Annotated in this window: 28 protein-coding genes and 1 pseudogene; 17 read left to right on the plus strand and 12 right to left on the minus strand. The window is 59.9% G+C overall.

Annotated features, from left to right (window positions below; all coding sequences use genetic code 11):
• Positions 1–22 precede the first annotated feature (22 nt).
• From XM53_RS20080 to XM53_RS22765, 13 genes are all read left to right on the plus strand, one after another.
• Positions 23–1,111 carry a lytic transglycosylase domain-containing protein gene (locus tag XM53_RS20080; RefSeq protein ID WP_057796601.1) on the plus strand — a complete coding sequence of 363 codons (1,089 nt, stop codon included), beginning with the start codon at positions 23–25 and terminating at the stop codon, positions 1,109–1,111.
• Positions 1,111–1,920 carry a type IV secretion system protein gene (locus tag XM53_RS20085; protein WP_057796602.1) on the plus strand — a complete coding sequence of 270 codons (810 nt, stop codon included), beginning with the start codon at positions 1,111–1,113 and terminating at the stop codon, positions 1,918–1,920. The genes XM53_RS20080 and XM53_RS20085 overlap by 1 nt, the downstream gene beginning before the upstream one ends.
• 16 nt (positions 1,921–1,936) lie before the next feature.
• Positions 1,937–2,590: a virB8 family protein gene (locus tag XM53_RS20090; protein ID WP_057796603.1), complete on the plus strand. Its 654-nt coding sequence runs from the start codon at positions 1,937–1,939 to the stop codon at positions 2,588–2,590.
• Between the two features lie 32 nt (positions 2,591–2,622).
• The gene (locus tag XM53_RS20095) at positions 2,623–3,288 is read left to right on the plus strand and encodes a TrbG/VirB9 family P-type conjugative transfer protein (protein ID WP_057796643.1); all 666 of its coding nucleotides are present in this window, start codon (positions 2,623–2,625) and stop codon (positions 3,286–3,288) included.
• Complete coding sequence (locus tag XM53_RS20100) at positions 3,285–4,664, plus strand: TrbI/VirB10 family protein (RefSeq protein ID WP_057796604.1); 1,380 nt, start codon at positions 3,285–3,287, stop codon at positions 4,662–4,664. The genes XM53_RS20095 and XM53_RS20100 overlap by 4 nt, the downstream gene beginning before the upstream one ends.
• Before the next feature lie 4 nt (positions 4,665–4,668).
• Positions 4,669–5,655: an ATPase, T2SS/T4P/T4SS family gene (locus tag XM53_RS20105; RefSeq protein WP_057796605.1), complete on the plus strand. Its 987-nt coding sequence runs from the start codon at positions 4,669–4,671 to the stop codon at positions 5,653–5,655.
• The gene (locus XM53_RS20110; RefSeq protein WP_057796606.1) at positions 5,652–5,840 is read left to right on the plus strand and encodes a hypothetical protein; all 189 of its coding nucleotides are present in this window, start codon (positions 5,652–5,654) and stop codon (positions 5,838–5,840) included. The genes XM53_RS20105 and XM53_RS20110 overlap by 4 nt, the downstream gene beginning before the upstream one ends.
• Positions 5,837–6,241, plus strand: a complete 405-nt coding sequence (locus XM53_RS22760) for a hypothetical protein (RefSeq protein WP_082631148.1) — start codon at positions 5,837–5,839, stop codon at positions 6,239–6,241. Before XM53_RS20110 ends, XM53_RS22760 begins: the two co-directional genes overlap by 4 nt.
• A gap of 6 nt (positions 6,242–6,247) precedes the next feature.
• Positions 6,248–7,327, plus strand: a complete 1,080-nt coding sequence (locus XM53_RS20115; protein ID WP_057796607.1) for a type IV secretion system protein — start codon at positions 6,248–6,250, stop codon at positions 7,325–7,327.
• A gap of 268 nt (positions 7,328–7,595) precedes the next feature.
• Positions 7,596–8,057 carry a helix-turn-helix domain-containing protein gene (locus tag XM53_RS20120; protein ID WP_057796608.1) on the plus strand — a complete coding sequence of 154 codons (462 nt, stop codon included), beginning with the start codon at positions 7,596–7,598 and terminating at the stop codon, positions 8,055–8,057.
• Positions 8,058–8,170: 113 nt separating this feature from the next.
• Positions 8,171–8,677, plus strand: a complete 507-nt coding sequence (locus XM53_RS23235) for a GNAT family N-acetyltransferase (protein ID WP_144435629.1) — start codon at positions 8,171–8,173, stop codon at positions 8,675–8,677.
• 144 nt (positions 8,678–8,821) lie between these two features.
• Positions 8,822–9,997, plus strand: coding sequence for a nucleoside triphosphate pyrophosphohydrolase family protein (locus XM53_RS20125; protein ID WP_057796609.1), 1,176 nt, complete (start codon positions 8,822–8,824; stop codon positions 9,995–9,997).
• Positions 9,994–10,680: a uracil-DNA glycosylase gene (locus tag XM53_RS22765; RefSeq protein WP_082631149.1), complete on the plus strand. Its 687-nt coding sequence runs from the start codon at positions 9,994–9,996 to the stop codon at positions 10,678–10,680. The genes XM53_RS20125 and XM53_RS22765 overlap by 4 nt, the downstream gene beginning before the upstream one ends.
• Here the strand turns inward: XM53_RS22765 and XM53_RS20130 are convergent.
• The 12 genes and pseudogenes from XM53_RS20130 to XM53_RS20170 form a co-directional block, all read right to left on the minus strand.
• Positions 10,614–11,447, minus strand: a complete 834-nt coding sequence (locus XM53_RS20130) for a thymidylate synthase family protein (protein WP_082631150.1) — start codon at positions 11,445–11,447, stop codon at positions 10,614–10,616. The two genes, XM53_RS22765 and XM53_RS20130, sit on opposite strands and share 67 nt — an antisense overlap.
• On the minus strand, positions 11,419–11,895 hold the full coding sequence (locus XM53_RS22770) for a C1 family peptidase (protein ID WP_236544582.1): 477 nt from the start codon (positions 11,893–11,895) through the stop codon (positions 11,419–11,421). Before XM53_RS22770 ends, XM53_RS20130 begins: the two co-directional genes overlap by 29 nt.
• A gap of 208 nt (positions 11,896–12,103) precedes the next feature.
• Complete coding sequence (locus XM53_RS20135; protein WP_082631151.1) at positions 12,104–13,120, minus strand: ImmA/IrrE family metallo-endopeptidase; 1,017 nt, start codon at positions 13,118–13,120, stop codon at positions 12,104–12,106.
• Between the two features lie 3 nt (positions 13,121–13,123).
• Positions 13,124–13,498: a helix-turn-helix domain-containing protein gene (locus XM53_RS22775; protein WP_082631152.1), complete on the minus strand. Its 375-nt coding sequence runs from the start codon at positions 13,496–13,498 to the stop codon at positions 13,124–13,126.
• Complete coding sequence (locus XM53_RS20140; RefSeq protein WP_236544578.1) at positions 13,495–13,959, minus strand: hypothetical protein; 465 nt, start codon at positions 13,957–13,959, stop codon at positions 13,495–13,497. Before XM53_RS20140 ends, XM53_RS22775 begins: the two co-directional genes overlap by 4 nt.
• 72 nt (positions 13,960–14,031) lie before the next feature.
• Positions 14,032–16,032 carry a type IV secretory system conjugative DNA transfer family protein gene (locus tag XM53_RS20145; protein WP_057796611.1) on the minus strand — a complete coding sequence of 667 codons (2,001 nt, stop codon included), beginning with the start codon at positions 16,030–16,032 and terminating at the stop codon, positions 14,032–14,034.
• A gap of 8 nt (positions 16,033–16,040) precedes the next feature.
• On the minus strand, positions 16,041–18,374 hold the full coding sequence (locus tag XM53_RS20150) for a relaxase/mobilization nuclease domain-containing protein (protein ID WP_057796612.1): 2,334 nt from the start codon (positions 18,372–18,374) through the stop codon (positions 16,041–16,043).
• A complete protein-coding gene (locus tag XM53_RS20155; RefSeq protein ID WP_057796613.1) occupies positions 18,361–18,954 on the minus strand; it encodes a helix-turn-helix domain-containing protein in 594 nt (197 codons plus the stop codon). The genes XM53_RS20150 and XM53_RS20155 overlap by 14 nt, the downstream gene beginning before the upstream one ends.
• A 516-nt stretch (positions 18,955–19,470) precedes the next feature.
• On the minus strand, positions 19,471–19,677 hold the full coding sequence (locus XM53_RS20160) for a hypothetical protein (RefSeq protein WP_007120662.1): 207 nt from the start codon (positions 19,675–19,677) through the stop codon (positions 19,471–19,473).
• Positions 19,678–20,214: 537 nt separating this feature from the next.
• A pseudogene (locus XM53_RS24100) lies at positions 20,215–20,313 on the minus strand (DUF2493 domain-containing protein); the annotation flags it as partial.
• 4 nt (positions 20,314–20,317) lie between these two features.
• On the minus strand, positions 20,318–21,334 hold the full coding sequence (locus XM53_RS20165) for a nucleotidyltransferase family protein (protein ID WP_268873934.1): 1,017 nt from the start codon (positions 21,332–21,334) through the stop codon (positions 20,318–20,320).
• 133 nt (positions 21,335–21,467) lie between these two features.
• Positions 21,468–22,397 carry a DUF2493 domain-containing protein gene (locus tag XM53_RS20170; RefSeq protein ID WP_057796615.1) on the minus strand — a complete coding sequence of 310 codons (930 nt, stop codon included), beginning with the start codon at positions 22,395–22,397 and terminating at the stop codon, positions 21,468–21,470.
• Positions 22,398–23,052: 655 nt separating this feature from the next.
• Between XM53_RS20170 and XM53_RS20175 the strand changes: the two genes are divergently transcribed.
• The 4 genes from XM53_RS20175 (at position 23,053) to XM53_RS23245 (ending at position 25,802) form a co-directional block, all read left to right on the plus strand.
• On the plus strand, positions 23,053–23,499 hold the full coding sequence (locus XM53_RS20175; protein WP_057796616.1) for a hypothetical protein: 447 nt from the start codon (positions 23,053–23,055) through the stop codon (positions 23,497–23,499).
• A 210-nt stretch (positions 23,500–23,709) separates the two neighbouring features.
• Positions 23,710–24,222 (plus strand): helix-turn-helix domain-containing protein, encoded by a 513-nt coding sequence (locus XM53_RS20180; RefSeq protein ID WP_144435630.1) that lies wholly within the window; start codon positions 23,710–23,712, stop codon positions 24,220–24,222.
• Positions 24,206–24,820, plus strand: a complete 615-nt coding sequence (locus XM53_RS20185) for a DUF3800 domain-containing protein (RefSeq protein ID WP_057796618.1) — start codon at positions 24,206–24,208, stop codon at positions 24,818–24,820. The genes XM53_RS20180 and XM53_RS20185 overlap by 17 nt, the downstream gene beginning before the upstream one ends.
• 304 nt (positions 24,821–25,124) lie before the next feature.
• Complete coding sequence (locus XM53_RS23245) at positions 25,125–25,802, plus strand: hypothetical protein (RefSeq protein WP_144435631.1); 678 nt, start codon at positions 25,125–25,127, stop codon at positions 25,800–25,802.
• Positions 25,803–25,820 lie beyond the last annotated feature (18 nt).

Here is a 25,820-nt window from a genome sequence, read left to right on the forward strand (position 1 = left end):
CAGTCTCGCCCTGTCCCAAGGCGTGCCGACCAATGACACCGGGCTGACTGCGCGCGATATCGTCGAAACAGGCGATCGCGAGGCCGACTTGGCCCTGCAGGCCGACAAGCTCGCCGTGCGCGAACTCATCGCCGAGATCGAACGCGAGCAGCTGGATACCCTGCAGCGCATCCTCGATGCCCAGACCAGCTTTGGCGGTCAGGGCCTGCCGGCTATGGTCTCGGGGCTGGAGAACGGCAGCGGTGATCCCGCACGTTCTGTCGAAGCCGTCTATGGAAATGCCGAGATCGATCCCAATCCCGGCGGCGCGCAGATGTTCGGGGATGCCGCCGAGAATATCGAGCAGCTCATCATCCGCGTGGCCCAGGAGACCGGCGGGTTTGCAGGCGTGGCGCGCGCGGGTCTCTCGCCGGTCCAATGGCGCGCCCTGCTGCAGGCGTTGATCTGGCAGGAAAGCCGCTTCACCATCAGCGCCCGGTCTCCGGTCGGCGCCTTCGGCCTCACCCAGATCATGCCCGGCACCGCGAGCGATCTCGGCATCAATCCAGAATACTATAATAGCCCCTACCTGCAGGTGCATGGTGGCGCGCGCTATCTCGCGACCCAACTCAACACCTTCGACGGAAATATCATCAACGCGCTCGCGGCCTACAACGCCGGACCCGGTCGCGTGTTCGAATATGGTGGGGTGCCGCCTTTCGCTGAGACCCAGAACTACGTCACGGTCATCCCCGAACGCTACAACCTCTACCTGAGCCGCATCGGTGGGATCGAAGCGCTCGGCACGATCGATCCCGCGCTTCTCGCCAATGCCAACCTCTCGTTTACCGGGCATGGCGCGGCCTTCTATGGAAGCAATTCCCCTGCGGCGATCCGGCAGGCCGCCCTGCGCATTGCGGACATCGTCGAGCGGATTTCCACAACCGAAGATGTGCAGGAAAGCATCGCGCTCAACACCTACGCCCGCGCCGAACTCGTGCGTCTCGTCGCTGCCCGCATCCGGCTGCAGGCGGCGCGAACCCGCGTGCTCTCGGCAGCGGAGCTGGCGCAGGCCAGCGCCCGCATGGCCGAAGACGCGTTCATGGATTTTAAGATCAGGGAGATTGACTGATGGGACGTTTGCTCATGAGAACGGCCTTGGCCACGACACTCGGGATTGGCCTGCATCTCGGCAGCCTGTCCCCTTCCCTGGCGCAAGGCGTGCCAGTCGTCGACACCCAGAACATCGCGCAAAATATCCAGCAGCTCCGGCAGATGATCGAAGACGAGATCCTGCAAAATGAGCAGCTGACGCAGCTCCGCGAACAGCTTGCGACACTCACGGACCAACTTGGCGAATTGCAACGCACCTATGAAGCGCTCACCCGGCTTGCCGAACTGCCGGAAATCATCCGCACCGAGATGGAGGACGAGCTGAACGGCCTGCTCGACCAGGAGTTCGGCGACATCCTTGCCACCATCGAGGCCATCAAGACGGGGGATTTCTCGGGGCTCTCCGGCTCAGGCGCGGGCGAGATCGAAACCCAGATGGATCGAGTGCTGGCCGATCTCGGCTTTGACGAAGATACACTTTCTGAAATGGCGACCAGCGGCAATCCCGGGGCCAATCGCGTGGCGACGCAAGCCACGACCGGCGCGCTCGTCTCGGCGGCGGCCCAGAACAGTTACGAGGATGCTGGCCAATCGCTCGAACGGGTCGACCGTCTCGTCGGGCTGATCGATGACATGGATGAACTGAAGGAAAGCGTCGATCTTAACACGCGCGTGACGGCGGAACTGGCGATCGCGCTCGTTGCCATGTGGCAGCTCGAAGCGGTGCAAACCGTGGGCGACGGCACGGGCGGCATCATCGATGCCGCCACAATTGCCGAGGAGCAGCGCTTCATGGATTTCACCTTGCCGGACCTGCGGGCAGACTGATCAAGGGTTGTGACGCGTGGCGAGTGAACAGGACATCATCGAAGAAGAGCTGGTCTATGGTGCCCTGCGCCGCGAACGGCTCTGGCAGCGGCTTGGGCTCATCGGCTTGATCTTCGGCATCCTCGGATGCCTGAGCGCGGCGGCTGTAGCGATCCTCGATGTCGATCCTCCCCCGGTGGTTGTGCCCTATGATCCTGAAACGGGCTTTGCCCTGCCCGAAGCCTCAGTGGGCGCGACTTCTGTCACAGCTAATCAAGCCATCATTGAAGCAGAAGTCTTCCGCTACGTGACCGACCGTGAGGTCTACAACCAGCTCGATAACGATCTGCGCATCCGCAGTGTTCTGCGCCGGTCGGACGGGGCGGCCGAGAGCGGGTTACGCCAGATCTGGAACAGCGCCAATGAGACCTATCCACCGACGGTCTATGGCCCCAATGCCCGGCTCGATGTGGAAATCCTCAGCATCAACCGCATCGGAACCAACCGCGCGACGGTCCGCCTGCGCAAGCGTCTGACCTCCATCAACGGCACCCAGACCGGGCTCTTCACCGCCACGCTTCTCTTCGAGTTCCGTCCCGAGACCCGCCGCTCCATCGATGAGGTCTGGACCAATCCCTTCGGCTTCACCGTGCTCGAATATTCCATCCGCTCCGACAGATTGGAGAATTGACCGTGTTTCGCTTCAGCCTGTTCGCTTTCTGGATGGCCCTCCTGCCGGACCTCGCCTTCGCCGAAGCCATCCCGCGCGGCGGGCCCAATGACAACCGGGTGCGCTTGGCCACCTACCAGGAAGCCCAGGTTTACCGTCTGAGCGTTTCGCTCACCCATGTCACCACGGTCGAGTTCGGCGAAGGCGAGAGCATCCGCTCGATCATTGCGGGCGACACGGAAGGCTTCGAGATCGATGGCGTGCCGGGCGGTCAGGCCTTCGCGATCAAACCCGTCGCGCGCGAGGTTCATACCAACGTAACGGTCTACACGAACCGGCGAAGCTATTACTTCAACGTCCAGGAGACCCGCAGCCCGACCTTCTACGTGGTACAGTTCCGCTATCCCGACGACCACACGCGCAAGGGCCGTGCCATCGCGGCACAAGCGCCGAACTACAATTACGGGGCCAGCGCGCGCACCGAATTCACACCCATCCGTGTCTGGGATGATGGAACCTTTACGTATTTCGAATTCCCGCGGAACGCGCCGGCGCCCGCGATCTTCCGTTACGCAAATGGCCGTGAGCGGACGGTCAACACGCAGGCCACTGAGGATGGCGTGATCCGGGTCTCGGGGCTGAACCGGCAATGGGTGCTGCGGATCGGGGAAGAGGTGGTCTGTATCGAGGCCACACCGCCGGCGGGGGTTGGATCATGAGCGACGCCGGAAACACAGATCTCGAAAAACGTCTCGCTGCTCTCGAACAAGGCAAAGGAACAGGTCGACTCGCTGCCCCGCGGCGCTCACTGCTGCTCGCTTTGGTCGTCATCCTCGTGATCGGCGCGGGCGGTGCCCTATTCTATCTCCTCTCCCAACCCGAAGAAGAGGAAGCCCTGCCCACGGCCACGCCGGACGTGTTCCAAAACGAAGGCGACGGGTTTGGCGCGATCGAAACCCTGCTCCCTCCGGAAACTGAAGAGGTCGTTGTTGCACCGGAACCGGGGGAGCCGAATTCCGAGCTTCTAGCGCAGCTCGCCGCCCTTCAGGCCCAGATCGAGGAATTGCGCAACGCGCCAGAACCAGTGGTCGAAGAAGACACGACTGCCGCCGAAGCCATCGATGCGCTGACCGCCCAGATTGCCGCCCTGCAGTCCGCCTCGGAAGCCGCGCAACAGCAGTTTCGCGACGAGCTCACAGCGCGCGATCGCGAGCTGGAGCAACTCCGCATGGATCTCGAGCTGGCCCAGCTCGAAGCCAACCGCCCCCTTCCGGCACCCGTCGGTCCCACCGAGGACGAGTTGCGGGCGCGGGAAGAAGAACGCATGCTCCTCGAGGAGGAAGCAAGACGGCTTGCGGACCTCGAGCGCCGCGCAGCCGAGGAACGCGCATTTCAGCAAAGCCGCATCACCTCGCCCACCATCGCCTTTGGCGGTACTTCGGGCGCTAATGAGACGGCTCTGTCCGAACGCACTTTCGGAGAGGTGACGGATTTCGTGCTGAACGGCGCGCTGCCCACGTCGGTCACGCAGGCCGAGGTTATCGCCAATCCGTCGAACACCATTGTCCAGGGCACGATGATCCAGGCCGTCATGGAAACCGCTCTCGACAGCTCTCTGCCCGGCCAGACCCGCGCCGTGGTCTCCGAAGACGTCTTCAGCTTCGACGGTTCCCGGCTCCTGATCCCACGCGGCTCCCGTCTTATCGGGCGCTATCGATCCGGCGTTGATATCGCACAACGTCGGGTCACGATCGCCTGGGATCGGATCGTCCTGCCCGACAACCAGACCGTCCAGATCAGTTCCTTCGGAGGAGACGAACTTGGCCGCTCCGGTGTGACCGGCTTTGTCGATACCAGATTTGACGAGCGTTTTGGCTCTGCCGCGCTGATCTCTCTGATATCCGCCGCGCCGAACGCCGCCGCCTCCAATGTCGAAGGCGAGACTGCCGCCGACGTTCTCGAAGACTTGGGCGATGATCTCGCCGATGCCACCGACAGCGTCATTGGCGACTACCTTTCGATCGGACCCGTCATCTATGTCGACCAGGGCGCGCGCGTCACGGTGATGGTCGACCGCGATTTGGAGATATTCTGAGCCCATGTCGCTGAGCTATCTCCAGACCTCGCTTGATCGGATCGACGCCGCCGCCCGCGACGATGTCATCGAGATCTGCATCAATCCCGACGGGACCTGTTGGGGCGAATTCCAGGGCGATCACTTCATGCGGAAACTAGACCAGATGCTGACCGCAACCGACGTGAAGGACCTCGGCAACCAGATCGCCTCCTCCGCCAACACCACGATGAGCAAGGACCGCCCCATCGTCTCGGTCTCGATCACCTACAAGGGTCGCCCGATCCGCGCACAGGTCATCACCCCGCCCGCCGTGCTCTCAGCCATGTCGATCAGCTTGCGGTTCTTTTCCAGCCTGCCGCTCGACGGGATCGCGCTCGATTTCCTCTACGGCAAGGAACGCAAACTCGAGGAACTGCGCCTCGAGAAAACCCAGGAACTGCGCGAGGTCGTGACGGCGGGCGTCATCGACGATGCCCTGGCCTTCTGCGTCGACAACAAGCTCAACATGATCGTCTCCGGCGGCACCTCCACCGGCAAGACGGTCGCTGCGCGGAAGATCCTCTCCCACGTGCCGTCCGAGGAACGCATCGTCACCATCGAGGAAGCGGCTGAGCTTCTGCCGACTCAGCCAAATGCCGTGACTCTCATCGCCAATCGCGACGCGGAGTTCCAGACCGCCGATGTGCTGCTCACCGCAACGCTGCGGATGCGCCCCGACCGGATCATCCTCGGCGAGGTGCGCGGCGAGGAGGCCATGACCTTTCTCGAAGCCATCAACACCGGCCATGGCGGGTCCATGACCACGCTGCACGCTGAGACCCCGCAACTGGCCGTGCAGCGGCTCGCGATCGCGGCACTCAAGACCGAGATCCCGATGACCTATTCGGACATGATCCAGTACATCAAGAACTCCATCGATGTGATCATCCAGGCCGGTCGCCACGACGGCAAGCGCGGCATCACCGAATTCTACCTCCCCGGCGCAACCGAGATTGGAGCCTCCGAATGAAAACTTTTGAGTATGACGTCCTGTTCTTCCAGGTGAAGAAGCAAAAGGACTACGACGCGATGCGAAGTGCCTTAAATGAGCGCGGCGCGGAGGGGTGGGAAGTCATCACCGCCGAGGCAGGAGACTACGGTTACACCACGTTCTTGAAGCGCGAGACTGCTGGTACGAAGGCGGCATCAGAATGATGCGAGCCGTTGCAATCGGAAGCCTGCTCGTCGTTCTTGGCGCAACCGCTGGCGTCGCTGAACGGAACCTAATCCCAACGCTCGACAACGAGCCAGATGTTTGTCCCGACCAGCCTCCAGAGCCACAGTGGATGAAAGATATCGATGTACGCGAGGGCCACAAACGGCTGCTGATTCAGCAAATCTACCGAGCACAAAGCATGCAACGCATCGTTGAAGCCCAAAGCTGTGAATGTCCAACGCGGTATCCTTCTTGGAAGACAGCCGAAGGCGTCTTCGTCGAGCATTTCGCCGCATCTGAATACTGGGACATCGTGGAAGCGACGTCCCAATACCGGCGCCAAGCAAATGAGATTCGACGCGAAGCCATGCCAATCTGCGAAGCCGCCGGGAACTGGTAGGTCTCCATGAGTGTCGTCACCTACTTCGTCGAAACGGCTGAAGGCTATCTCAATACCGCCGCCGAGACGCAATTCGGTGCGGTCGCCGCAACAGTCGGAACGATGCTGGTACTCGGCACTACGCTCGTTGTCATTCTGGTTTTCATCAACACGATCTACCAGTATCGCGCCATGGACGGGTGCACGGCCTTTTGGCTCGCCGTGAAGGTCGCGCTGATAGGCGCATTTGCAACCAACTGGGTACAGTTCAACATCCTTGCTGCGGCGATCCTGAACGGGATCGACAGCATTGCCGGGTCGCTCGTGGCTTCTGTCGGTGGTGGATCACCCGGCCCATCCGGCACCTTTGCAGAGGAGTTCGATGACCTGATCGCGGCACTCGGCGACTATCTGAATGCCGCGGGGTCTGAACTGAACTGGATGGCAGGTGCCCTGTTGGACACACTTGGCGTTTTGCTGCTCTCGATCCTCGGTGGCTTGGCGGCTTTCATAGTCGTTGCGTCCAGGCTCATGATCGCTCTACTTATCGGGATCGCGCCGGTCATGATCTTCCTGACACTGTTTGAAGTGACCAAGGATTATTTCGCGCGCTGGCTTTCGGCGCTGATTTCCTTTGCGATGTACCCCATCGTTGTTGCCGGTGTGTTCGCAACGATCACAGGAGTCTCGCGTGCGCTACTTGCTGAGCTGGGCGACCCGGAAGGCGCCTCCAACATCGGCGCGCTGATTCCGTTCTTCATGATGGTGCTGATGGCCAAGGGTTTCATCATAGCTACGCCATTCCTGGTTCGGGCGATCTCCGGCAACATCATGATGCCAGCTCTCTCGGCCGGGTTCGGCGGCAGCTATGCCTTTGCCCGAGGGCTTGCAGGTAGCCAGCAGGTCTACAACCGATACGCAATCGGGGGCGCAACGGGTGCGGAATACGCAGCCCTGCGCGCGCGCCAATTCTTCGGTGTGCAAGCGTTGCCAAGCCGACCCAATACTGCGGGCGGGGCAACCGCATCTCCTGCCAGCGACGGGACCGGGACTAGCGCTCGGATGCTTGCGCAGCTTTCAAGGTTGGGTCGCCTCGGCAGGCGGTGAACGGCTCAAACCGGTCACTCGACCTTCCTTATGAGTGCTGCGGCCGCAACTCGTTCTGCCGCCATCCGCTTTAGCCGCAAAATATGGTGTCTAGCGAACTTACAGGTCGAGGGACTTTAGGCGCTTTTTTTGCGGCAGCGCCAATGACCGCATCGTAGATCACCGCATAAGTATCCAGGCGGTCTAACAACCCAATATCACAAAAACAACATTATTATTGATTTCCTCCAAATATCTGTTATGTTGCGATCTAGCTAATGGAGTACCTATGGCAGAGTGGCTGGAGTTCGAAGCGCAGGGTTTCGTAGCACCTGACGGGACGGAAATGGTGGTTGTTCGGCGCAAAGACTGGGACGCAGTTTGCTCTCTTGCCGAGCGCGCGGTGGCAAAGATGGAAGAGGAAACTATGAATATCCCTGACGATGTCGAACAGTATTTGAAGCTGGGACTCAACCCAGTTGCTGCGTGGCGGCGCCATGCAGGCGTGACCCAAGCGGTGCTTGCAAGCAAAGTCGGCGTGACTCAGGCGGCAATTGCACGGATCGAAGCCGGACCGAATGGTGCCGGCCGAGACGACACGTTGACACGCATCGCCAAGGCGCTCGGAGCGCCGCTCGCGCACCTCAACCCACCGGCCAAGACGCCGACCGAGCGGATGCGCAAAGCGATAGCTAACAGCACCAACTCGAAGACCGGGCGCCTGCTCCAGCCTGCCTCCCCTAGCCGCTGAAACCACGACCCGAAAATGACTTCCAGCACGTCAGTCCGTGCCGCAGTGCGGCTTTCCAAATGACGGGCGCTTGACCTACTGTTTCTTCATCTTGGGGTTTGAAATCAGTCAACATGTACGAATTCCGGAACCTTTGCGATTCAAAAGCCACCAATGAAGAAATTGACGCTTTCGTCAATTTGGTTGGCGCAGGTGGCGCCGTTGACGAATACTATGTTCGGCTAGGCATAGTACGACCGGGAGTTCGGATCGTCTTTGCTGAACTTGACGGACAGGCAGTCGGCGTCGATGCCCTAAAGCGACCGTCAATCCAATATCGAACTGGCCTTCAATCAGCTGTGAGGGCAGATTTTCCTTTAGCTGATGACGAATATCCGTATGAGCTTGGCTATGTATCGGTTTCGCCTAATTACTCTCGACAGGGCCTAGCGAGAACGCTGGTCGCGGAAGTACTGCGGCTTGCAGACGGAAGTGGCGTCTTTGCGACCACGAGCAATCTCGCGATGAAGGACGGCCTACTACCTTCATTCGAGTTTGTCCTTGCAGGCAACTCACGGAGAAATGGTTCCGGCGATGTCCTGCACCTCCTCGTCCTGAAACACAGGAAAGGTGACGAATGACAGGCGTTTTGAATGGGCACTTGAACGTAGCCTTTCGTACTTCACAGCGAACGTCATTGCTTCGCGAGACATTCCGATTCATTGTGAATCCACAACAACATATTGAGCCGTCGACAAGGCATCATACATATTTAGGGGAGAGCGATGGCTGATGATTTTGTTCCGCTGTCAGTACAACAGTATTCACGTGAAGCCATTGGCACTGACAGACGACGTGGTGACAGCACGCTAAATTTTCCACTTCTTGGTCTATTTGGGGAGGTTGGCAGCCTTCTTGCAGAGGTAAAGAAAAAGCAACGGGATAAGGTCTCCTATTTGGCCTATGCAGAGGCCGTCAACGAAGAGCTCGGAGATGTGCTGTGGTACTTCAATCTTGTTGCGAGCAAGGGGGGTGTGCCTTTCGCAGACATTGTAACCAACCTACACCAAGGAGGTGAGCCTTGGTCATCGGCGTCCGACGAACCGCTCACGTTCGATGCACTACAACCCTCGATCATTGATCCACCAAAAACGCCAACAGAGGCTTTCGAGAAGACCCTGATCGAACTTGCCGCCGCAGTGGGCCGTTTGATGGATGAACATGCCGCAAGTGACCTAAGTCATGATCGTCGCCGCCTTGGACCCCGCCTTGCTTCAATCTTGGAGACACTCATTAGAGCCGCGAATGAGGCAGGTGTCAGTCTAGAAGCGGCCGCAGTCAAAAATCGCCACAAGACGCTCGATCGCTGGCCGGTCGAGAAGAATTACCCTCAACTGTTTGACGAAGACGCTCCTCGAGAAGAGCAATTGCCTCGGCACCTCAAGATCGAAATCTTTGAGCGCTCTGTTTCAGGAAAAAATTACGTCTTCCAAACGTGCCATGGTCTGAACATAGGTGACCGTCTGACTGACAACGCCATGACGCCAGATGACTACCGCTTCCATGACGTTTTTCACTATGCCTACGTGGCTGTTTTGGGCTGGTCTCCAGTCACACGTTCATTGTTCCGGCTCAAGCGGAAGAGCCAACCGAAGATTGACGAGGCGCAGGATGGAGCACGCGCGACGCTTATCGAAGAGGGCGTTGCCACTTGGATCTTCGGGCAAGCTATGAACATGAAGTTCTTTGAGGGTCTCGCCCCCGGTGACCTTCCGTTCGACTTACTCAAACAAGTCCGCCAATTCGTGTCCGGTTACGAGTCGGCCGAATGCCCCGCATGGTTGTGGGAACAAGCCATATTGCAAGGCTACGCAGCTTTCAGATACCTCAGAGAAAACCGCCGCGGTACCATTATCATCGACATGGCCAACCGCCGCCTCGACATCGAGCCGATTACATGAAAACAGCAGCAGATTTTGTGGATGCGCTGAGCGAGATCACCCTCGACAACACGTTCAATCCTTACCGCGACAACTGCCCTGTGCATGATGTCCCCGAAGCAGCCAAGCGGCGTCGAACCAACCTACAGCGATGTCTAGAAGCCTGTCTTGAGGGCGAAGCAGACACAATCTGGGTCGCCCGCGACCTAGGCTATCGGGGTGGCAGACGCACAGGAGTTCCGCTTACGGACGAGGCGCATCTGAATGACGCCTCATGTCTGTTTGCAGGTGCGCCGCTTGTCCGCGCGACGATTGGGGCACCGGTTGCTGAGCGGACCGCCACTATTACCTGGGGGCAACTACGCGTCATAGGAAAGCCTGTTATGCTCTGGAACGTGTTCCCGCTCCATCCACATGCGCCAGGCGACGCGATGACTAACCGCTGCCACAAGAAATCAGAACGTGTAGCCACCTGGCCTTTCATGCTGGCGCTACTGGACTTGTTGAAACCCCGCAAACTGGTGGCCATCGGTCGCGATGCTGGAATGGCTCTTGCAGATCTTTCGACAGACGTGTCAGTCGTGCGCCACCCGAGCTATGGCGGTCAGGCAGAATTTATCGCCGGTATTCGAGAAATCTATGACTTAGCACCAGCGACGGCAGCCACAACTGAAGCAACGTTACCATTCGCCGAGTTTGCTTGATCAGCCTTCTGAGGCAGCGCGTCATACTCATCGAGAAGCGCCTGCAAGTCTTTGCGGGTTGTCGCGCCACCAGCGCAGGTGCGCGGAAGATCAATTGTGGCGTGTGACGAAATGATCGTGAGGGGACCAACATCCTGGTCGGTCTCTTGCGCAACGAAGGCCATAAGCTGACCTAAACCGATCAAGTTTCCGAGAAGCTTTTCAATGTAGTAGTGGTTCCGGTAGAGGGCGGTCAGGGTGATGGTCTTTCGCGGACCCGGCAAGCGCTTGAAACTCAGAAAACTGAGGCACTGCCCGCCATAGGGCGAGTTATCGATGTCGCGAGCAGGATCAAACAACGCCAGTTCATACTTGTTCTTTGTTGTGAGTGTGCGCATGCGCGTGACGATATCCCAGAGTGGGTTGTCGTTTGGCGCTCCTGGCCAGTGGCTCATGCGCTCGAAGTAATATCCAGACCAACGCTCTTTCTTGCGCACTGTGGGCAGGACACGCTCGTGAAAAGCTTCGAAAAACTCAGGCGCACCATGCCGGTTGTAAAGCGCTTGTGGGAAAATAGTGTTCGAGATCGTGCGCACAGACTTGTCGTGGCGGCGTAAGAACTGATCGACGGCGGCCACTCTGTCGTCGCTGAGTAGCGCACCAGTAGTTGGACTCTCTATCGTCAAAATGACATTGTGCGCTTCATGGCCAGGTGCCGCATCGACGGCACGCACGGCTTCCCTCCAAGTTTCAACGCAGCTAGGCTGCGACAGCACGATCGGGGACATTGCACGCCTCCTTCAACAACGCCAATCCATACATGTGCCGACGCAGATAATCCTCAGCGAGCCAAATGTGACCCGCCATTCCCCACTTGGTTCCCCAACTGTTGCGGATGAGAATGACAGATTGACCCAAATGGTCGCCGTAACCCACCGCGACAACAGCGTGTCGCGGGGCGGGAAAAGCCTGATCCCGGTCGTCATGTACAACCATTCCATCATTTGGTGGATGAAAAAACCGTCGCGTGAGCGTCGACAAGACAATCGCGGGCCTCTTCTGGTCTAAAGCCTTGCGGATCAAATCCAAATCTTGCAGTGGCTGTTCACCTTCGCGACCATATAAAGCGCCGACGCCGATCGGTGGGCGATACAGAGAAAGATCATTTGGTAATGTTGGAAGATAGGGCCAACCTTGTTCCTCCGGTTGTCCTTCATTCGCTAGCGTCGCCAGCATGTCGTTCAAGAACGCACCTTTGGTCGGCGGCCGCCCCGCTCTCTGCTGCGCATGATAAAACACATACTCACAGGACAGCGGGTCCCAACCGTCCCGCAATCCAGCATGGGCGTCGCTCGCTGCAAAAGCCAAGCAGGTCGGACGCGCTCCTTGGTCCCGGACAGGCCCAAATTGCCCACGTAAATCTACCTCTACTACCACTGACACCTTATGCGGCCTCCATCATCAGCCGCTCACGACGCTCAACACGCGACAGTCCTTCTTCTTCAGGGCCGGTGAAATCAAGTTCTAGTTCTAACCGCGTTAGTGCTTGTGCAAGATCCCACGGACGGGCCTCGTCGAGTACCAAGCGCCCACGATAATCCTCTGGTGGTTGCGCCGTCACCCGTCGAACGCCAGGGTCGCCAACGCTTTCTGTCTCAATCTCGAGAACCTCATCCCGAACAATAGCGAAGCCGCTATCGCGCAGCTCATCAATGTTCCAAAGGTAACCACCATTGCTATGCTCAGTCAGCTTCAAGATGAAGAGATCATTCCGGCTACCATCAATCCGTGTCCCGGCATCACGTTCGGTCAAAAGCCAAACATCGCCCCGGTAATTCGTTGGACGGTGACCATCCAACAGGGCCTCTTTGAGAGCGCGCCGCTGCATCGACAGTAGTTCTCGTACTTGTTTGGGATCGATCATACGATAGCGCACGAGGGTCCAACAGAACGCTTCGTAGCTCACTCCAAGCCGGAGACTGAGCTGATAGATGACATTCGGTCGCCGAAGATGAGGTACAGTTATGTTCTGCCGTTTCATGTGATTGGCTATCAGCCACTTTGGCATCAGGAAAGCAGTAGCAAAACCATCCGCTTCGACTTCTTGGAGGTCTTGTCCGGGCTGCTCATTCATCGTCATACGCCGTAGGATGTTTTCGTCATCAAGGCTTGGCTGGTGTTCCAACATGCAATGGCCAAGTTCATGCGCCGCCGTGAACCGCTGGATGCTTAGCGGGCGCTGTGTCGTAACGAGGATGCCTCGTGTCGGAAAGTTCAGGAAGGCCCCAAGCAAGCCGTCGAGAGGTCGGAACAGCAAGGGCACGTCCAGGTTCGAAATCGCTGAAAACACATTGATGGCACCGCCAGATTGTTCAATCTGATCTTTGACTCCGAGCTGTCGCAACAATCGACCGGCTGATTGTGCGCCCCTGCGCACAGCCTGAGCGTAGTTCGTGGCCATTTTTTACTCCTCGACGACCGCCGAGCGTGAGCGAAGATACTCGGCGAACCGGCCTAACTCATCACGGTCTTGACGGGATAAATCGGCAGCACGCCGCGCAAGATGAGCAACATCAACAGGCAGTGCTGCATCTGCATCGTCCTCTCCCATGAAGTACGATACCGGTTGACGATAGAGCTTGGCCAATCGATTAAGTTCGAGTGCTTCAACACGCCGATTACCGGCTTCAATTTCTGACAAAGCGCTTCGCTGTATCTTGAGATATTGGGCCACTTCCTCCTGCTTCAGACCAAGATAAAGCCGCGCTTCTCGAAGCCGCTCACCCAAGATCCGACGCTCTTCGGAACCAGTGTCACCCGCTCGCTTTGCAACGCTCATTTAGATTCCCCTTGCTTCTTAAGCCATTGGTTCTCTAGCCGCGGCATCATGTGATCCAACGCATCCTGAACTGAGGTGTAACCACCAGTGCGGACCGTGGCGTCTTTTGGCTGAAAGCCAAGTACATCTTCAACCGAGCACAATATCTCCACCACAACGAGAGAATCCATCGGCACTGGCGCCACCGCCGCAACGCCCGGTTCCTTTGGAAGTGCGAAACCATTCATGTCGGCTTCTGCTTCAGCGACAGCCATTAACTCCTCACGCAAGATGGCTTCTAGCGCTTGAGCTGGAAAACCTACGAACTTGGACTTTTCTTTCGTATCTGTCGCAACAACCATGGCATGTGTCCGAAAATCATTCCTTGAGACAACATAGCGTCGGAATATCCAACGCGCAAGAGATCTTGCAAACGGGGAACAAAGTTTCAGATCGGCGATGTCAGCTATTTCAAATTTCATTTGTTCTTAACACGGTCGCAGCGAATGTCCGGATTCCGTCCCGCGCTCGACCGACATAACATCTTCGCTACCCTATCGTGCAACCAGCTTTTGACCACCATCCTCCCGCAGCATCGCTTCCATGTCATCCAAACCATCAACGGCAGAGCGCATCTGCGCCTCGTCGCCTACGCCCACCGTCTCGGCATTCGCGACCTGGCTCCCAAAATCCATTTCCATCTGTCGCTGTTCGTCGGCGATCACGGCTTGAACGACAGGCGCAGTCTTCTTTGGGGCGACATCGATTTGTCCCGACGATTGGCCATCAGCAGCCTGGCGTGCGGCCTCAACGTCAGCCTCGGATCTCCCTGACCCGTTCGCTGGCGGTGTCATCGGCATGGCGCGCGCACTCAGCGGCAGCGTACCCTGCAATCCTCCTCCCCCTGGCTCCGGAAACGGCAATTCGCCCGTCTGCGCTGCATGGATCGCCTTGAACAGCCGATCGTCAAAGTACTGGATCCGTTTGGCCCGGACCGGCATCTGGGCATCGATCACCATGACGATCTCATCGAGCGGCAGGCGGCGGGCCTCATCTTCGGGGAGCAAGGAGCTTTCTTCAGTCCTTGTCGACTGGCTACGGCCCTCGAAGGGGTTCTTTCCGATGGATTGGGACCGCGTGATGACAGTCTTCGTCGTCTTGCCGACGGCCTTGCTCAATTCCTCGACCGTTTTCTCATCCGAGGGCGTTAAGTAGAGCTTGACACCCGCGTTGCCCTGCAGGGCGCGGCGGGTGTTTTCGCCATAGATTTCATCGAGGGCGGGAATGGTTTGCGTGACCACGGCCAGGTGACCACGATAGGTGCGCAGGGTCTCGATGCTCTCGACCACGATCGGCATTTTGCCCAAGCGATTGAACTCGTCGAGCATGATCATTACGGGCCAGGGCTCATCTGGCCCGGGATCCTTTTCCTGCATGGCGGAGAGGAGATCGGAGAAAAAGAGCCGGATCAGCGGCGCGAGGGGTTTGACCATCAGCGGCTGGACCACGAGATAGACCGAAAAAGGCTTCTTGCGGATCGTGCGGAAATCAAAGTCCGACACCGCCGTCGCCTCGTCGATGGCCGGGTTCTGCCATTGATCGAGCCCCGAGGTCATCAGGAGCGAGACGTAAGACGTCAGCGTGTCGTTGTTGGTCGAAGCCAACCGCGTGAAGATCAGCTTGGCGGCCCTGTTATCCACCTCGTGCCCCCGCGCGAAATATTCCTTCTGCTTGTTCGCGCCCGAGGCCGCGATGCGGTAGATCTCGCCAAGAGTCGGACGTTTGCGCTGGAACGCCAACAGGCCTGCTGCCACAAAGAGATCGATCCCGCCTTTGAGGAGGCCCTGCACCCGGTCGTTGTCGCTCTGCAGGAACAGCGTCGCCAGGAGCTGCAGTTCCATCTGCTGGCGCGCGGGATCTTTCAGTTGATAGATGCGCAAGAGCGGGTTGTAGCGATGCGTGCGCTTGCCCTCCCAATCGGTGGGGGCAAAGCGATAGACCTTGTCGCCTTGGGCTGCACGGTGCCGGGCCGTGGCCTCAAAGCACTCGCCCTTCACATCGAGCGTCACGGCGGAGCCTTGCCAGGTCAGCAGGTTCGGGATGACAAAGCCCGTGGTCTTGCCGCGGCCCGTGGGCGCCACGATCAGCGCATGCGGGAAAACCTTGGAGCAAATGTAATTGGCGCGGGAGCCCGGCGCCCCCAGCTTGCCGAGGATGAACCCGGTCCCGGGCGCCCCGAAGAAGCCATTGGCCTTCATCTCGCGCGCATTCTGCCAATGGGTCTGGCCAAAGCGTGTGAGGGCCGAGCCTGAAAGGGCGAGGCTCAGCATCAGGCCGGCGGCGGCGAAGCTGCCGATGATCAGGTGAATAAGTTGCGCGTCCTCCGGGCGGCGATCGAGGATCGCCAGATAGTTCTGCGCGATATAGGCAAAGTCGATCTCGGCCCCAAACCCGAGATCCTGGTAGGTCAGCACCGCCGAGGCGATCGTATAGCCCATGGCCCCAGTCACCAGCGTTACCAGCAAGACCCCTGTTGCGATCCGCGCTTTTCCCATGGAGGCGCTCAATGGACCTGTCCCCGCTCAGTCTCGCCATCCACATCGCCAGTGCGGTGCTTTTCGTATTCGGTGTCGGCAAGATCATCGACCACCTGGCGCAAGGCCTCCGTGTTGGCCGTCGCTGCATCCGATTGCAGATAGACCTTGGCGACATAGAGCCGGTCGAGGCGGTCCTCGAGAACCTTCTCCAGCGCGTCGGCATCGCCAGATGTGAGCCGGTCGAGTTGGCGAACGTCCAGCACCCGCGCGATCTCGTCGCGAAATGCGTCCCGCTCCGCCTCGGTCTCGAAGGGCGCGGACAACTCCCCCGCCCGCTCATGGTCCAGAACACGCTTAATCTCGTCTGCAAGGCGGTCGGCACGGTCAGACTGCGGCGCAGTTTCACCGCGGGCTGCGAGGAGTGCGTCGCGCGTGCCAACCCCAAGCCCCTCGCGCATCTCGGTTTCGCGGCGGACCTGATTGATGGCCTCCGTGTCCCGGATCTCGACGACGGCCGCATAGGTCGCGCCAAGCCCGCGGACGAGGTGGGACGGCATGTCCGGATAGCGCGCGCGCAAGTCATCCGTAACTGCATCGGCAACGGGCGTGCGGAGGTCGCGTGCCTCCATGATCCGGTCGACCTCGCGGGTGATCTCGCTGGCGCGGGCCGCATCGGTAATGGTCTCCCTGTAGGGCTCAGACCGGTCAATCACATCGCCAGGGCGTGCGAGCAGATCCGGGTGTGCCTCGAGATAGGCGCGCTGCTCCGTCTCGATCCGGCGCTCCGCCCGCGAGACAACCTCCCAGTCCCGGTCCTCGATCTGCTGCGCTGTCAGACCCTCTGCGCGCATCTCCTGACGGATTGTCCCTTCCATCTCCCGGACTGCGTCCCGGTGATAATGGAACCGCTCGTTGACCGCTTCGGCTTCCACGACGCCATCCCGGCGCAGCACGTTCTCCCGCTCCAAGAGCGTGCCAAGTTCGACATGCACATCGTTGAGAATGTCGCGCGCCTGTACCAGATCGGCGCGGCGTTCAAGGTTCAGATCCCGCGCCTCAGCCACCTTGGCGAGATCATCTGCGATCCATTGATGCTCGAGCGCGGCGCTCGAGGCCCCGGTCTCGATCCGGGCCACCACTTCCGATGTGCTGATCCCGGTGCCCCGTAGTGCCGCGTCAATGCGCGATCTCAGATCGGGCTCGGCCAGTCGCTCGCGCTGGCTGGCGTCAATATTGGCTTCGGAATAGATCCCGCCCTCCGAGGGGGTCTCTGACAGCGTGGATGATCGCAAACCGAGAGGCTGCATGTGTTGGACCTGCGTCTGGATCTCGATGAGGCGTTTTTCCAGCACGGGACGTTCCGCGTCAGACTTCTCGGCGATCATGCCCTGCACCCGCGCGAGCTTTTCCGCATAGAGGCTTCTGAGATCCTCGAAGCTTTGATCCTCGGCCATATACACATCTCCTGTTCGGTCCACCTGCCCGCCGCGCGCCAGCACCTCGCCCGCGCGGAAGAGTGCCGCGGCAATATCCTCGCGGGCCTCCCGGGAGGCCTCCGCGGCAAGCGAATGGTAGACGGTTTTGGTGTTGGCGATCTCCGCCAGCGTCCGGGTCAGGTCCTGCCCCACGCGTTCGCGCTCGCGGGGCGCGCGACCCTCTTCCTTCGCCGCATAAACCTCGCTGATGCGGGCGGGGTAATGCACAACCCCGCGATCGACCCGGCGCGTGGCTTCCAGGCGCACGCCATACTTCTCAGCCTCCTCGACCATCGCGAGGCGGAAATCGTCATAGTTGAAGCGGTGGTTGCGCCCCAGAAAGAAGAACTCGCCTTCCTGCGAACGGCGGTTCAGCACCAGATGCGCATGGGGGTGATCGCGGTCCTCATGCACCGCGATGATGTAGTCGAAATGCCCCGCATCGGTCTGAAAGAACCGCTCGGCCACGTCCGTCGCGATGTCGCGCACGTCCTCGCCCCGCGTGCCAATGGGAAAGGACATGAGCATGTGGGTGGTCTGTCCCAGCTTGGGCTTGAAGCCCGCATCCCACCGCTTGGCAAAGCGCTCGGTCAGGTCCTTGATGTCCTTCGCCTCGAGCTTCGCCTTGCCATCGAGGAACCCGCTCGAGTCCACGATTTGGGTGGACTTGGTGGTGAGGTAATCGAGCTGGTTTGCGAGCTGCGATTTCGTATGTGTACCCCCGCCCCGGATCGCCTTGAAAACCGCCGGCCGATGCCCTGCTGCCGCGCGCACAAGCTGGCTCTGCTTGGCGACATGTAGCCCCTGCATCGAACCCCGGATCCGGCTCCAGCCGTCTCGGAAGACCTCGCCAGTAACCGCGTCGACAGCATCATTCAGCCGCATGGGCAAACTCCCTCAGCGCGGCCGTGGCCTCGAGCTGCATCGCATCGCGACGACGCCGTAGCAGTAGGTCGATCTCATCAGCGGAATCCAGGATGAACCGCGCCAGCCCGCGCATCTGCGCAAGACGCAGTTCGGTGAACTCCGCACTCGTGCCACCATCAGCCCCCTGCCCCATCCGGTTGGCCCGCGTCATCTGCTTGGCGATCTGCCCGACCCCATTGCCGACCTCGTGCAGAGAGGCGCGATAGCGCGCCACCTCTGCTGCCATCTGCGCGTCCGGAACGAACACCCCGCCCGCCGCCTGGATGAGCCGCCGCAGACCCTCTGCCCGGCTCTCGATCCCCGCCTTCTCCAACACCGCGTCGAGCGCCGCAAGCTCCGCGGCCGTGACCTTCACACTGACCGCTGAGACCGGAATAGCGGTATCGGTCTGGCGCTCGGCATCGGCTTTCAAGACGTAGCGCACGGCGCGCGACGTGACCCCGAACTGCGTCGCCAGTTCAGAGGTCGACACACCCTCCGCGGCCTCGCGGACGATCTGCATCTTCTCCATCTCTGTTAGGCGTTTCGTTCGGGACATGCGGAAGAAAGACCCCCTATTTCCTGCCACCTTCCACCAAGGCTGCCCCCACCTTACGATAATATACCCAACTGTCAATTATATACTTACGTCGCGTTCAGTCTCAGGCAGCCTTGGTGTCCGCTTCCCCCGCGGCCCGTAGGGACGCGGGCCTGTCCCCTCGCCATCAAGAACCCCTCTTGTCACATTGGGCCCCTTCCCCAGCCCCGCCCGAGGGTCTGGCCGAACGCCACGTGTTCGGACGGAAACGCGGGCGGGCGCAAACCCCACCGACAGGGCGGACAGGCAGGGTCAAGGAGGGCCAGATTTGGCTTGCCAAATCTCTGCCGCAAAAACCGGGAGGCCCTGGCCGATAGGTTTTTGTGGATGGCCCCCTTGAGGCTGACTGGCCGGTCTGTCGCGGCCTGATCATTCCGGGGGGAGTGCGTCCGTTGAACGCGCAGCAACCGGCATCCCTGGAACAGGGACAGGGCCGCCCCAAGATCGTCCTGGGGCGGCCCATCCTCGTCAGAGGATTTAGTCCTGGGGATCTTTCGCGCTCGGCGGGAACATCACCAGCTCCGAGACCGCGACCGGGAAGTCGAGCTTGAGGCTGAAGAACTCCGATCCATCCCCGTTGCGGGTGTTGCGGAACATCGCGCCGACGCGTTGGAAGCGGGTGCGCTCCTGGCCATCGGTGTCGGTGAACTTGACGGGGACGGTGGCGACGTAGTGGTTGGTCATTTGGGTTACTCCTTGTTGCGATGGGGATCACCCGACACGGGGGCAAGAGGCCCGGTCGCAAGCGCAAATGCGGAGGGTCCGCGGCCAGCCGTGGAAGCCGTATTTGTGCTTGCCGAAGCGTGAGCTGAGGGCACGGACGGGCCGACCCCGTGCGATCCACATCTATGAGCAAAAAGGAGTGATCCGGATGACCCTTGCCATCACGCAGCCGCCACCATCCGCGTCCGCGTCCCGCCGAGCCTGGCCGGGGTGCTGACGGAGCCCGCCCGCGTGGATGCGATGTTCCGAAACACGCCCCGAGGGACGTGCAGGTCTTCAGCCTCATGTGCGACGTCTCGACCCCTCGCGCCTTGCGCTGCTAAGGATGTGCGTGAGGTGCGCACCATCCCCAGCCCGTACCGATGCGGATGGGCCGCACTCTGACGGACCGGGTAGAAGGAATGCCGGTTCTGGCCGCCGCGAGCTGCCGATCATGCATGGCCGGCCGCATACGCCATGAGACATGACGAAAGGGCCGCGCCAAGCGTGGCTCTCTCTTCAATCCCGTAACGCCTTCGTCGCCAGATCAGCGACGCGCATGACGGTCAGACCTTTCACGTCCGCCTTCTGCCCGAGGTTCAGCGCGACACCGTTGCCGCGATCACGCGCCCAAGCTGTCGAGCATCACCTTGGTCTCAGGCATCCGTTGCAGTGAGTTGCCAATATGCTCCCGCCAGCGTCGGCCAACCTCCAGAGCAACGGCATAGGCGCGGGCCAGATCATCAGGGCGGTCCTCGGCCATCGCTTCGATCAGGAAGGCCGCTTGCTCTCGATCCTTGGCCGACTTGAGGCTCCCCGCCCCGTCACGCCGCCGATCAGCAACGATCAGTTTGTGGATCGCATAGCGCTCTGGACGAGGGACCTGCACGAGAATCCCGGATCGATAGATCGCCGCCGCATGGATCGGCTCAGCGATCAGGAAGTTGAGATAGTTCAATCCTTGGGCGTTCACGCCCAAGGCAGGCAAATCGCGGATGGTCTCATCCCCGAACGCCGGTGTCAGGAACTCGACCAACTGGCCACTGCCACCTTGGGCCCATCGCCAGGTCCGGCCTTGGTCAAGGGCTGGTAAGGGATCAAATTTGAGCGCCGAGAAGGTCTCGGCAAGACCCGGATCGACCTGATCCTGCAGCGCCACGCTGAGCTTTTCGAACTGGGCGATGTCGATGTCGCCGGTATTGGCCATGCCCCCCAAGGGAAGACGGATACCTAGCTCACCCTCATAGAGCCGGAACGCGTTCGTCCCGACGATGGTGCCACCCAACCGGAAGGTCCCGGCTGCGGCCATGGCCGACAGGATGGATCCCGTTGCGCGGTCAGTGGGCGTCATGCCTTCGGCGCGCAGGAGCCGGACAAGCCGAGACCGTTCCGCCTGCCGATCCTTGGCAGTCGCCCGCAGTTCCTCGATCCGGTCGATGCGCGCGCGCGTCTCGTCGCTGTCTTCGCCGATATAGATGAAGCGCATCTCGGTGCCGACACGGCGGGCCGCGTACCAATACGCCTTATCGCCGCGCTCCTTGAGCGTCGGCTTGCCGTCAACGCCGGACAAGGCGTCGTCCTTCAGGAGCCGTACCAGATCGATATAGGCGCTCATCGCGATGCTGCTGAGTGGGGTCATGCCAATCATTTCCTAGTTTTGCTTGGCACGCATATACCTATCAAAACACAAAATTGCTAGGCATAAGGTTTTTGGGGCACCGTCACGCCGATGAGAAAAGGAAAAAGGGCCGCCCAAAGGCGACCCTATCAATTCACACCTCCGCGGTCTTCTTCGCCGGGTCCGCAACCCGCATGACCGTCAGGCCTTTCGCTTCCGCCTTCTGCCCGAGGTTCAGCGCGACCCCGTTGCCGCCGAAGAGTACAACCCCCGTCGCCGCGAACTTGTCGTCCAGCATTTCGTCGTTGCACTTGAACGGTGCCGCCCGCCCGTGTGCGGACCAGCGCGGATCGAAGCGCGCCTGCGCAACGCCGCGTGCTCGGGCCCACCGGGCCGCGATCATCTCCGCCCCGTGCTTGCCACCCTTGTGGCAGAGGAAGATCTCCTGGTTGCGGTTCTGCTTGATCCGTTCGCGAACCTTGTCAAGCGTGTTGAAGATCACATCGACATCGGTCCAGTCGGTGGCGCCTGAGACGATCAGGGGCACCCCCTCGACTTTCGACTTCTCGGCGGTTTCGCGGTCGTGCTGCTCCAGGAGCTGCCGCGCCTCGAAGACCGCCCCGGTCTCTTGCGCCCGGACGCTTGAGCGCGACCCGGCTGCCGGGATGAAGGCGTGGCCCGTCTCGATCTCGTAGCATTCCGCCGCTGCCTCGCTCATCACCTCGATGGCGCTGACGATCTCGCGCAGCTGCAGAAAGCGCGCCTGCGCCTCTTCGAGCGCGGTCTCGGCGATCTCCGATCCGTCGTGAGATTTTGCAAGCGCGCCGATCTTGTCGGCGGTGCGGTCGACCTCTTTGCCAAGCGCCACTTTCCGGCGCTGCAGGATCGTCGCGAGCCCATGCGCCAGCGGTTCGATTTCGGCTTCAAGCCCGGTCCCGCGCAGCTGACCGAGCAGAGCCTCGAAGCTCTCGCCGATGATGTGGTCGGTCAGGATGTGATCCTCGGGGATCGGCAGCTGCGCCTCCTTTTCGGTCAGTCCGAAAAGCTCGATGGTCTCGTAGGTGTTTGCAGTGTCGTAAGCCATGTCTGGTCTCCAGTGTTCGGTTCCAAGGCCACCACGTGAGTGTGGGGGCATGGCCGAATGCCTGGTTTCCGAATCTGCCCGGGTCAGGGACGGCGCAGCCGCCGGCTTGCCGGGCGCAAAAGTTTTCCGCGCGCAGCACGGGACACATGCGCGCGCTCACGCACAGGACCACCCCATGCCACTCGCCCCGCCCTCGCCGAAAAGTTTTGTGATCCTTGACGCGGGCTGATTTGGGGGCCATCCGGAGGATATGCTTCCGCACTCATGTGTGTGTGTTTTAACGGTAGGTTTGCCCGACCCGAGCAGGCAAACGGCCTGACCGGACGCGGAAGACGGATGAAGCGGCGGGATCGTTTTGGCCTCGGGCCAAAACTGACCAGAGCGTAATCCGGCGGAGCGGCCGGGGAGGGACGTGCTCGCGAGGCGGGCAAACCGGGAGGCCGGGTGCGACGCCGCGGTGAGGCCGCATGGCCGAATGCGCGACGGACCGAAGGGCCGTTCTCCCCTGCGACACGCGAAGCCGAGCTGGGGAGGCCGCAAGGCATCGGGCGGTATGTTCAAAACCGCGAAATTCGTAAGTCTGCAAGCCCCATAATGTTTCAGTTGCTCAATCCGTCGACAAGGAACAAGATGGGAACAAACAGGAGACCGAGCAATGGTTGATGACATCGAAATGCCCCCTGAACTGTCGGAAGCACTTCAACGGCAAAATGAGATAGACCGGGCGGAGGCCGGGCAGAAGGCACCAGTGTCTGGCTTCACCTACAAGGGAGTGCAGCTTGAGAGCAGATGGGCGGTCCTTCGTGAGCTGGAGGATATGAAACGCATTGTCGATGCCATGCCCGAGCTTGTGTCGCGGCGCATAGAAACCATCTGGTGCGACTCCAAAGCCGGTGCGACCTACATCGTGACCGTGAAAGACAGACTCTGGGTTCCCGATATGAAATTGACGATCTCGGACACGGTCGGCGGGCACAACGGAATTTACATTGACGGTGACGCGCCCGCCGGAATGGACGTTGACCCGTATTGGCCGGGCAACTACCCTTGGGATCGGGATCCAACGGGCGAGAAGAGCGCAAAACCTGCCACCTCACGTTGACAGGTTTTCCACCCTACGGGTAGGGTGGCTTTCCATACCCACCTGTGGCGGGATATCGTGCACCTAAGCACCGTGTTCCAATAACCACGAGTCCGGGAGTAGCGGAGTACCGATATTCGGGTGGGGTGGAAATTCCACCATCCGAAGGCCCGGCCAAGCCATTGAGAAGACGCCCAAGCCTCCGTAAATCGAATGACAAGGAGGCCCGCAATGGCAAAGACAATCAGAACAAGCAAGGCGCGCAAGAAGGCGCCGGAAAAATCCTCGACCGAACGCATCTTCGGACCGAAGGTCTATTCGCATGGGTATACCGGCGTTCCAAATATCCTGCTGCGCGCGCAAAACCGGCTGGGGATCACCCCGACCCAGCTGACCATCATCGTCCAGCTTCTCGGTTACTACTACGATCCGCTCCGTCCGCCTTTCCCGACGAAGCGCGATCTTGCAAAGCGCATCGGCATCACCGAGCAGACGATCAGGATCAACATTAAGGCGCTCGAAGAAGCCGGGCTCGTCACGCGCGAACAGTGGAAGACGAGCGCCGGTGACTACGGGCCGAACCGGTACCACCTGACCGGGCTGATCAACAAGCTGAAGAAGCTCGAACCGGATTTCGAGGAGGAACGGAAGGAGCGGGAGGAAGCTCGGGCCCTGACCGAGACGCCGCGTGCCAGGGCAAGCGCCCGCGCCAGAAAGGCCAAGGGCGATGGCGGCACAGAATAAGCGCATCCTTTGTTTCATCGACGAATGCGGAACCGCCGGCGAACCCGGCTTCGCGCTCGGATGCGTGATGGCTTGGGCGCGGGAGTGCGGACGCGCGGATAAATCCTTGAGCGATTTGCTGGAGCCGAATGCGAACGAACTGCATGCGGCGAATCTGAGTCGTGAATACCTGCAAAGTCTTCTGGCGCGCTTCGCACAGACTGACCGGCCCGAGGGCATGATTCTGATGAATAGGCTGGGAACGGTCACCGAGGGCACTGCGCCAGCGATCTACGCCGGAAATGTCATCGAGACCGTAAAGGTCGCCGTCGGGCAATTCCGGAAGCTGAACCGGATTCGCGGCCAGGGTGTCGGCAATGTGGAACTCATCCTCGATCTGAACCACCACAACACGGACCCCGAATGCCAGCGGATGATTTCGGAGGCGTGCCAGCATGACGGGCGATTCAAGGCGGTGAATCGCATCAGCCAGATCGATTCCGCAGCATCGCGCCTTCTCCAACTCGCTGACGTAATCGCCTATGCGCGCACGTGGATTCACAAGGGCGAAGAGAATGCAAAGGGGCTACATGAGAACTACGGAATCCGGGTCCTTTGAATCAGAAAAACCGCCCTGAGGGCGGTTTTTAGGAGCGGCTTGCAACCGAACCATCTGCGGTTCGGGTCACCGCGACGCTCGCCCTGCACACAGCATGACGGGTCGCCGACAGGTTTCTGTCTGAGATGTAGATAGCATGTGTGGCGTAAAATTTCAACTACTCCCATCCTAACGACCCATCCAGAGACGCATTGGAAAATATTCGTCATCTGAATATTTTTTGAATATTCTCTGGACAGGGCGCTTGGGGTGTGTGATGTAAGGTGCGAGGCGCAAAGAATCAAACAGCAAAAGGCATAGAAACTTGAACCGAGACAACGCACTGCAGGCAGCGCGCGACCAGTTGGAAACATCGATTTGGGGCCTTTTGAGCGAGCTTGAAAATTCGCTGACGTCACTCGCAAGCGTACCGCACATGAATATTGAGTGCCCTCGCGCTATAGGATCAGTCTTGAACTCAGCTCTTCCGGCAGCAGCTCAGGAGGCTGGGATCGAGAAAGACGGGCTTGAAGTTAAATACTGTCGAAATGGACAGTGCAACAAGATTTCCGGGCACGTGAAGTCGGGCGGCGAAACCTTCCCCGTCAGCCTAGAGTTGCATCTGTCGGGTCCACGTGGCGGAACGACAAAATCGAAACACCAGTTTGCATTCTCGGAACCCGCCGTATGCGACATTGAACGTCAACCGTCGCTTATCGAATTTGACGTAGACGCGCCCGAGAGACTGCTACTTTTTGTAGCGTGCCATCTCAGCGGCACCGGCGTATCGGTGTCGCGAGCGTACTTGAAATTTGCGGACGGTGTAGATCAGCGAATGATTGAGATGCACCGCCCTGCCGAAGGGGCGCCCAAGGCATCCGCAGATATCGGACCAGAGCAGGGTCCGCGTGGCGCAACATTGAAGGTAAAAAGACCCGAGGGAGACAAGAAAGAAGATGGCATCAAAACAGATAAACGGGGGGATGCTGCTTCTAGCTCGTAAGAGACGACGGAAAACTCA

Origin of the sequence: Roseovarius atlanticus (assembly GCF_001441615.1) — a bacterium.
In the GTDB taxonomy this organism is placed as follows: domain Bacteria; phylum Pseudomonadota; class Alphaproteobacteria; order Rhodobacterales; family Rhodobacteraceae; genus Roseovarius; species Roseovarius atlanticus.

Coding starts and splice junctions, on each gene's coding strand:
- XM53_RS20130 (WP_082631150.1), bottom strand. CDS start 11,447: ATGTCCCCGATCGTGCTGTCGCAGCCTAGCTGCGTTGAAACTTGGAGG.
- XM53_RS20135 (WP_082631151.1), bottom strand. CDS start 13,120: ATGGCCACGAACTACGCTCAGGCTGTGCGCAGGGGCGCACAATCAGCC.
- XM53_RS20125 (WP_057796609.1), top strand. CDS start 8,822: ATGGCTGATGATTTTGTTCCGCTGTCAGTACAACAGTATTCACGTGAA.
- XM53_RS20160 (WP_007120662.1), bottom strand. CDS start 19,677: ATGACCAACCACTACGTCGCCACCGTCCCCGTCAAGTTCACCGACACC.
- XM53_RS22775 (WP_082631152.1), bottom strand. CDS start 13,498: ATGAGCGTTGCAAAGCGAGCGGGTGACACTGGTTCCGAAGAGCGTCGG.
- XM53_RS20085 (WP_057796602.1), top strand. CDS start 1,111: ATGGGACGTTTGCTCATGAGAACGGCCTTGGCCACGACACTCGGGATT.
- XM53_RS20105 (WP_057796605.1), top strand. CDS start 4,669: ATGTCGCTGAGCTATCTCCAGACCTCGCTTGATCGGATCGACGCCGCC.
- XM53_RS22760 (WP_082631148.1), top strand. CDS start 5,837: ATGATGCGAGCCGTTGCAATCGGAAGCCTGCTCGTCGTTCTTGGCGCA.
- XM53_RS20170 (WP_057796615.1), bottom strand. CDS start 22,397: ATGGCTTACGACACTGCAAACACCTACGAGACCATCGAGCTTTTCGGA.
- XM53_RS20120 (WP_057796608.1), top strand. CDS start 7,596: ATGGCAGAGTGGCTGGAGTTCGAAGCGCAGGGTTTCGTAGCACCTGAC.
- XM53_RS20100 (WP_057796604.1), top strand. CDS start 3,285: ATGAGCGACGCCGGAAACACAGATCTCGAAAAACGTCTCGCTGCTCTC.
- XM53_RS22765 (WP_082631149.1), top strand. CDS start 9,994: ATGAAAACAGCAGCAGATTTTGTGGATGCGCTGAGCGAGATCACCCTC.
- XM53_RS20180 (WP_144435630.1), top strand. CDS start 23,710: ATGGCAAAGACAATCAGAACAAGCAAGGCGCGCAAGAAGGCGCCGGAA.
- XM53_RS20115 (WP_057796607.1), top strand. CDS start 6,248: ATGAGTGTCGTCACCTACTTCGTCGAAACGGCTGAAGGCTATCTCAAT.
- XM53_RS20140 (WP_236544578.1), bottom strand. CDS start 13,959: ATGAAATTTGAAATAGCTGACATCGCCGATCTGAAACTTTGTTCCCCG.
- XM53_RS20165 (WP_268873934.1), bottom strand. CDS start 21,334: ATGACCCCACTCAGCAGCATCGCGATGAGCGCCTATATCGATCTGGTA.
- XM53_RS20150 (WP_057796612.1), bottom strand. CDS start 18,374: ATGCGGCTGAATGATGCTGTCGACGCGGTTACTGGCGAGGTCTTCCGA.
- XM53_RS20185 (WP_057796618.1), top strand. CDS start 24,206: ATGGCGGCACAGAATAAGCGCATCCTTTGTTTCATCGACGAATGCGGA.
- XM53_RS20175 (WP_057796616.1), top strand. CDS start 23,053: ATGGTTGATGACATCGAAATGCCCCCTGAACTGTCGGAAGCACTTCAA.
- XM53_RS20145 (WP_057796611.1), bottom strand. CDS start 16,032: ATGGGAAAAGCGCGGATCGCAACAGGGGTCTTGCTGGTAACGCTGGTG.
- XM53_RS20155 (WP_057796613.1), bottom strand. CDS start 18,954: ATGTCCCGAACGAAACGCCTAACAGAGATGGAGAAGATGCAGATCGTC.
- XM53_RS20110 (WP_057796606.1), top strand. CDS start 5,652: ATGAAAACTTTTGAGTATGACGTCCTGTTCTTCCAGGTGAAGAAGCAA.
- XM53_RS20095 (WP_057796643.1), top strand. CDS start 2,623: ATGGCCCTCCTGCCGGACCTCGCCTTCGCCGAAGCCATCCCGCGCGGC.
- XM53_RS22770 (WP_236544582.1), bottom strand. CDS start 11,895: ATGCTGGCGACGCTAGCGAATGAAGGACAACCGGAGGAACAAGGTTGG.
- XM53_RS23235 (WP_144435629.1), top strand. CDS start 8,171: ATGTACGAATTCCGGAACCTTTGCGATTCAAAAGCCACCAATGAAGAA.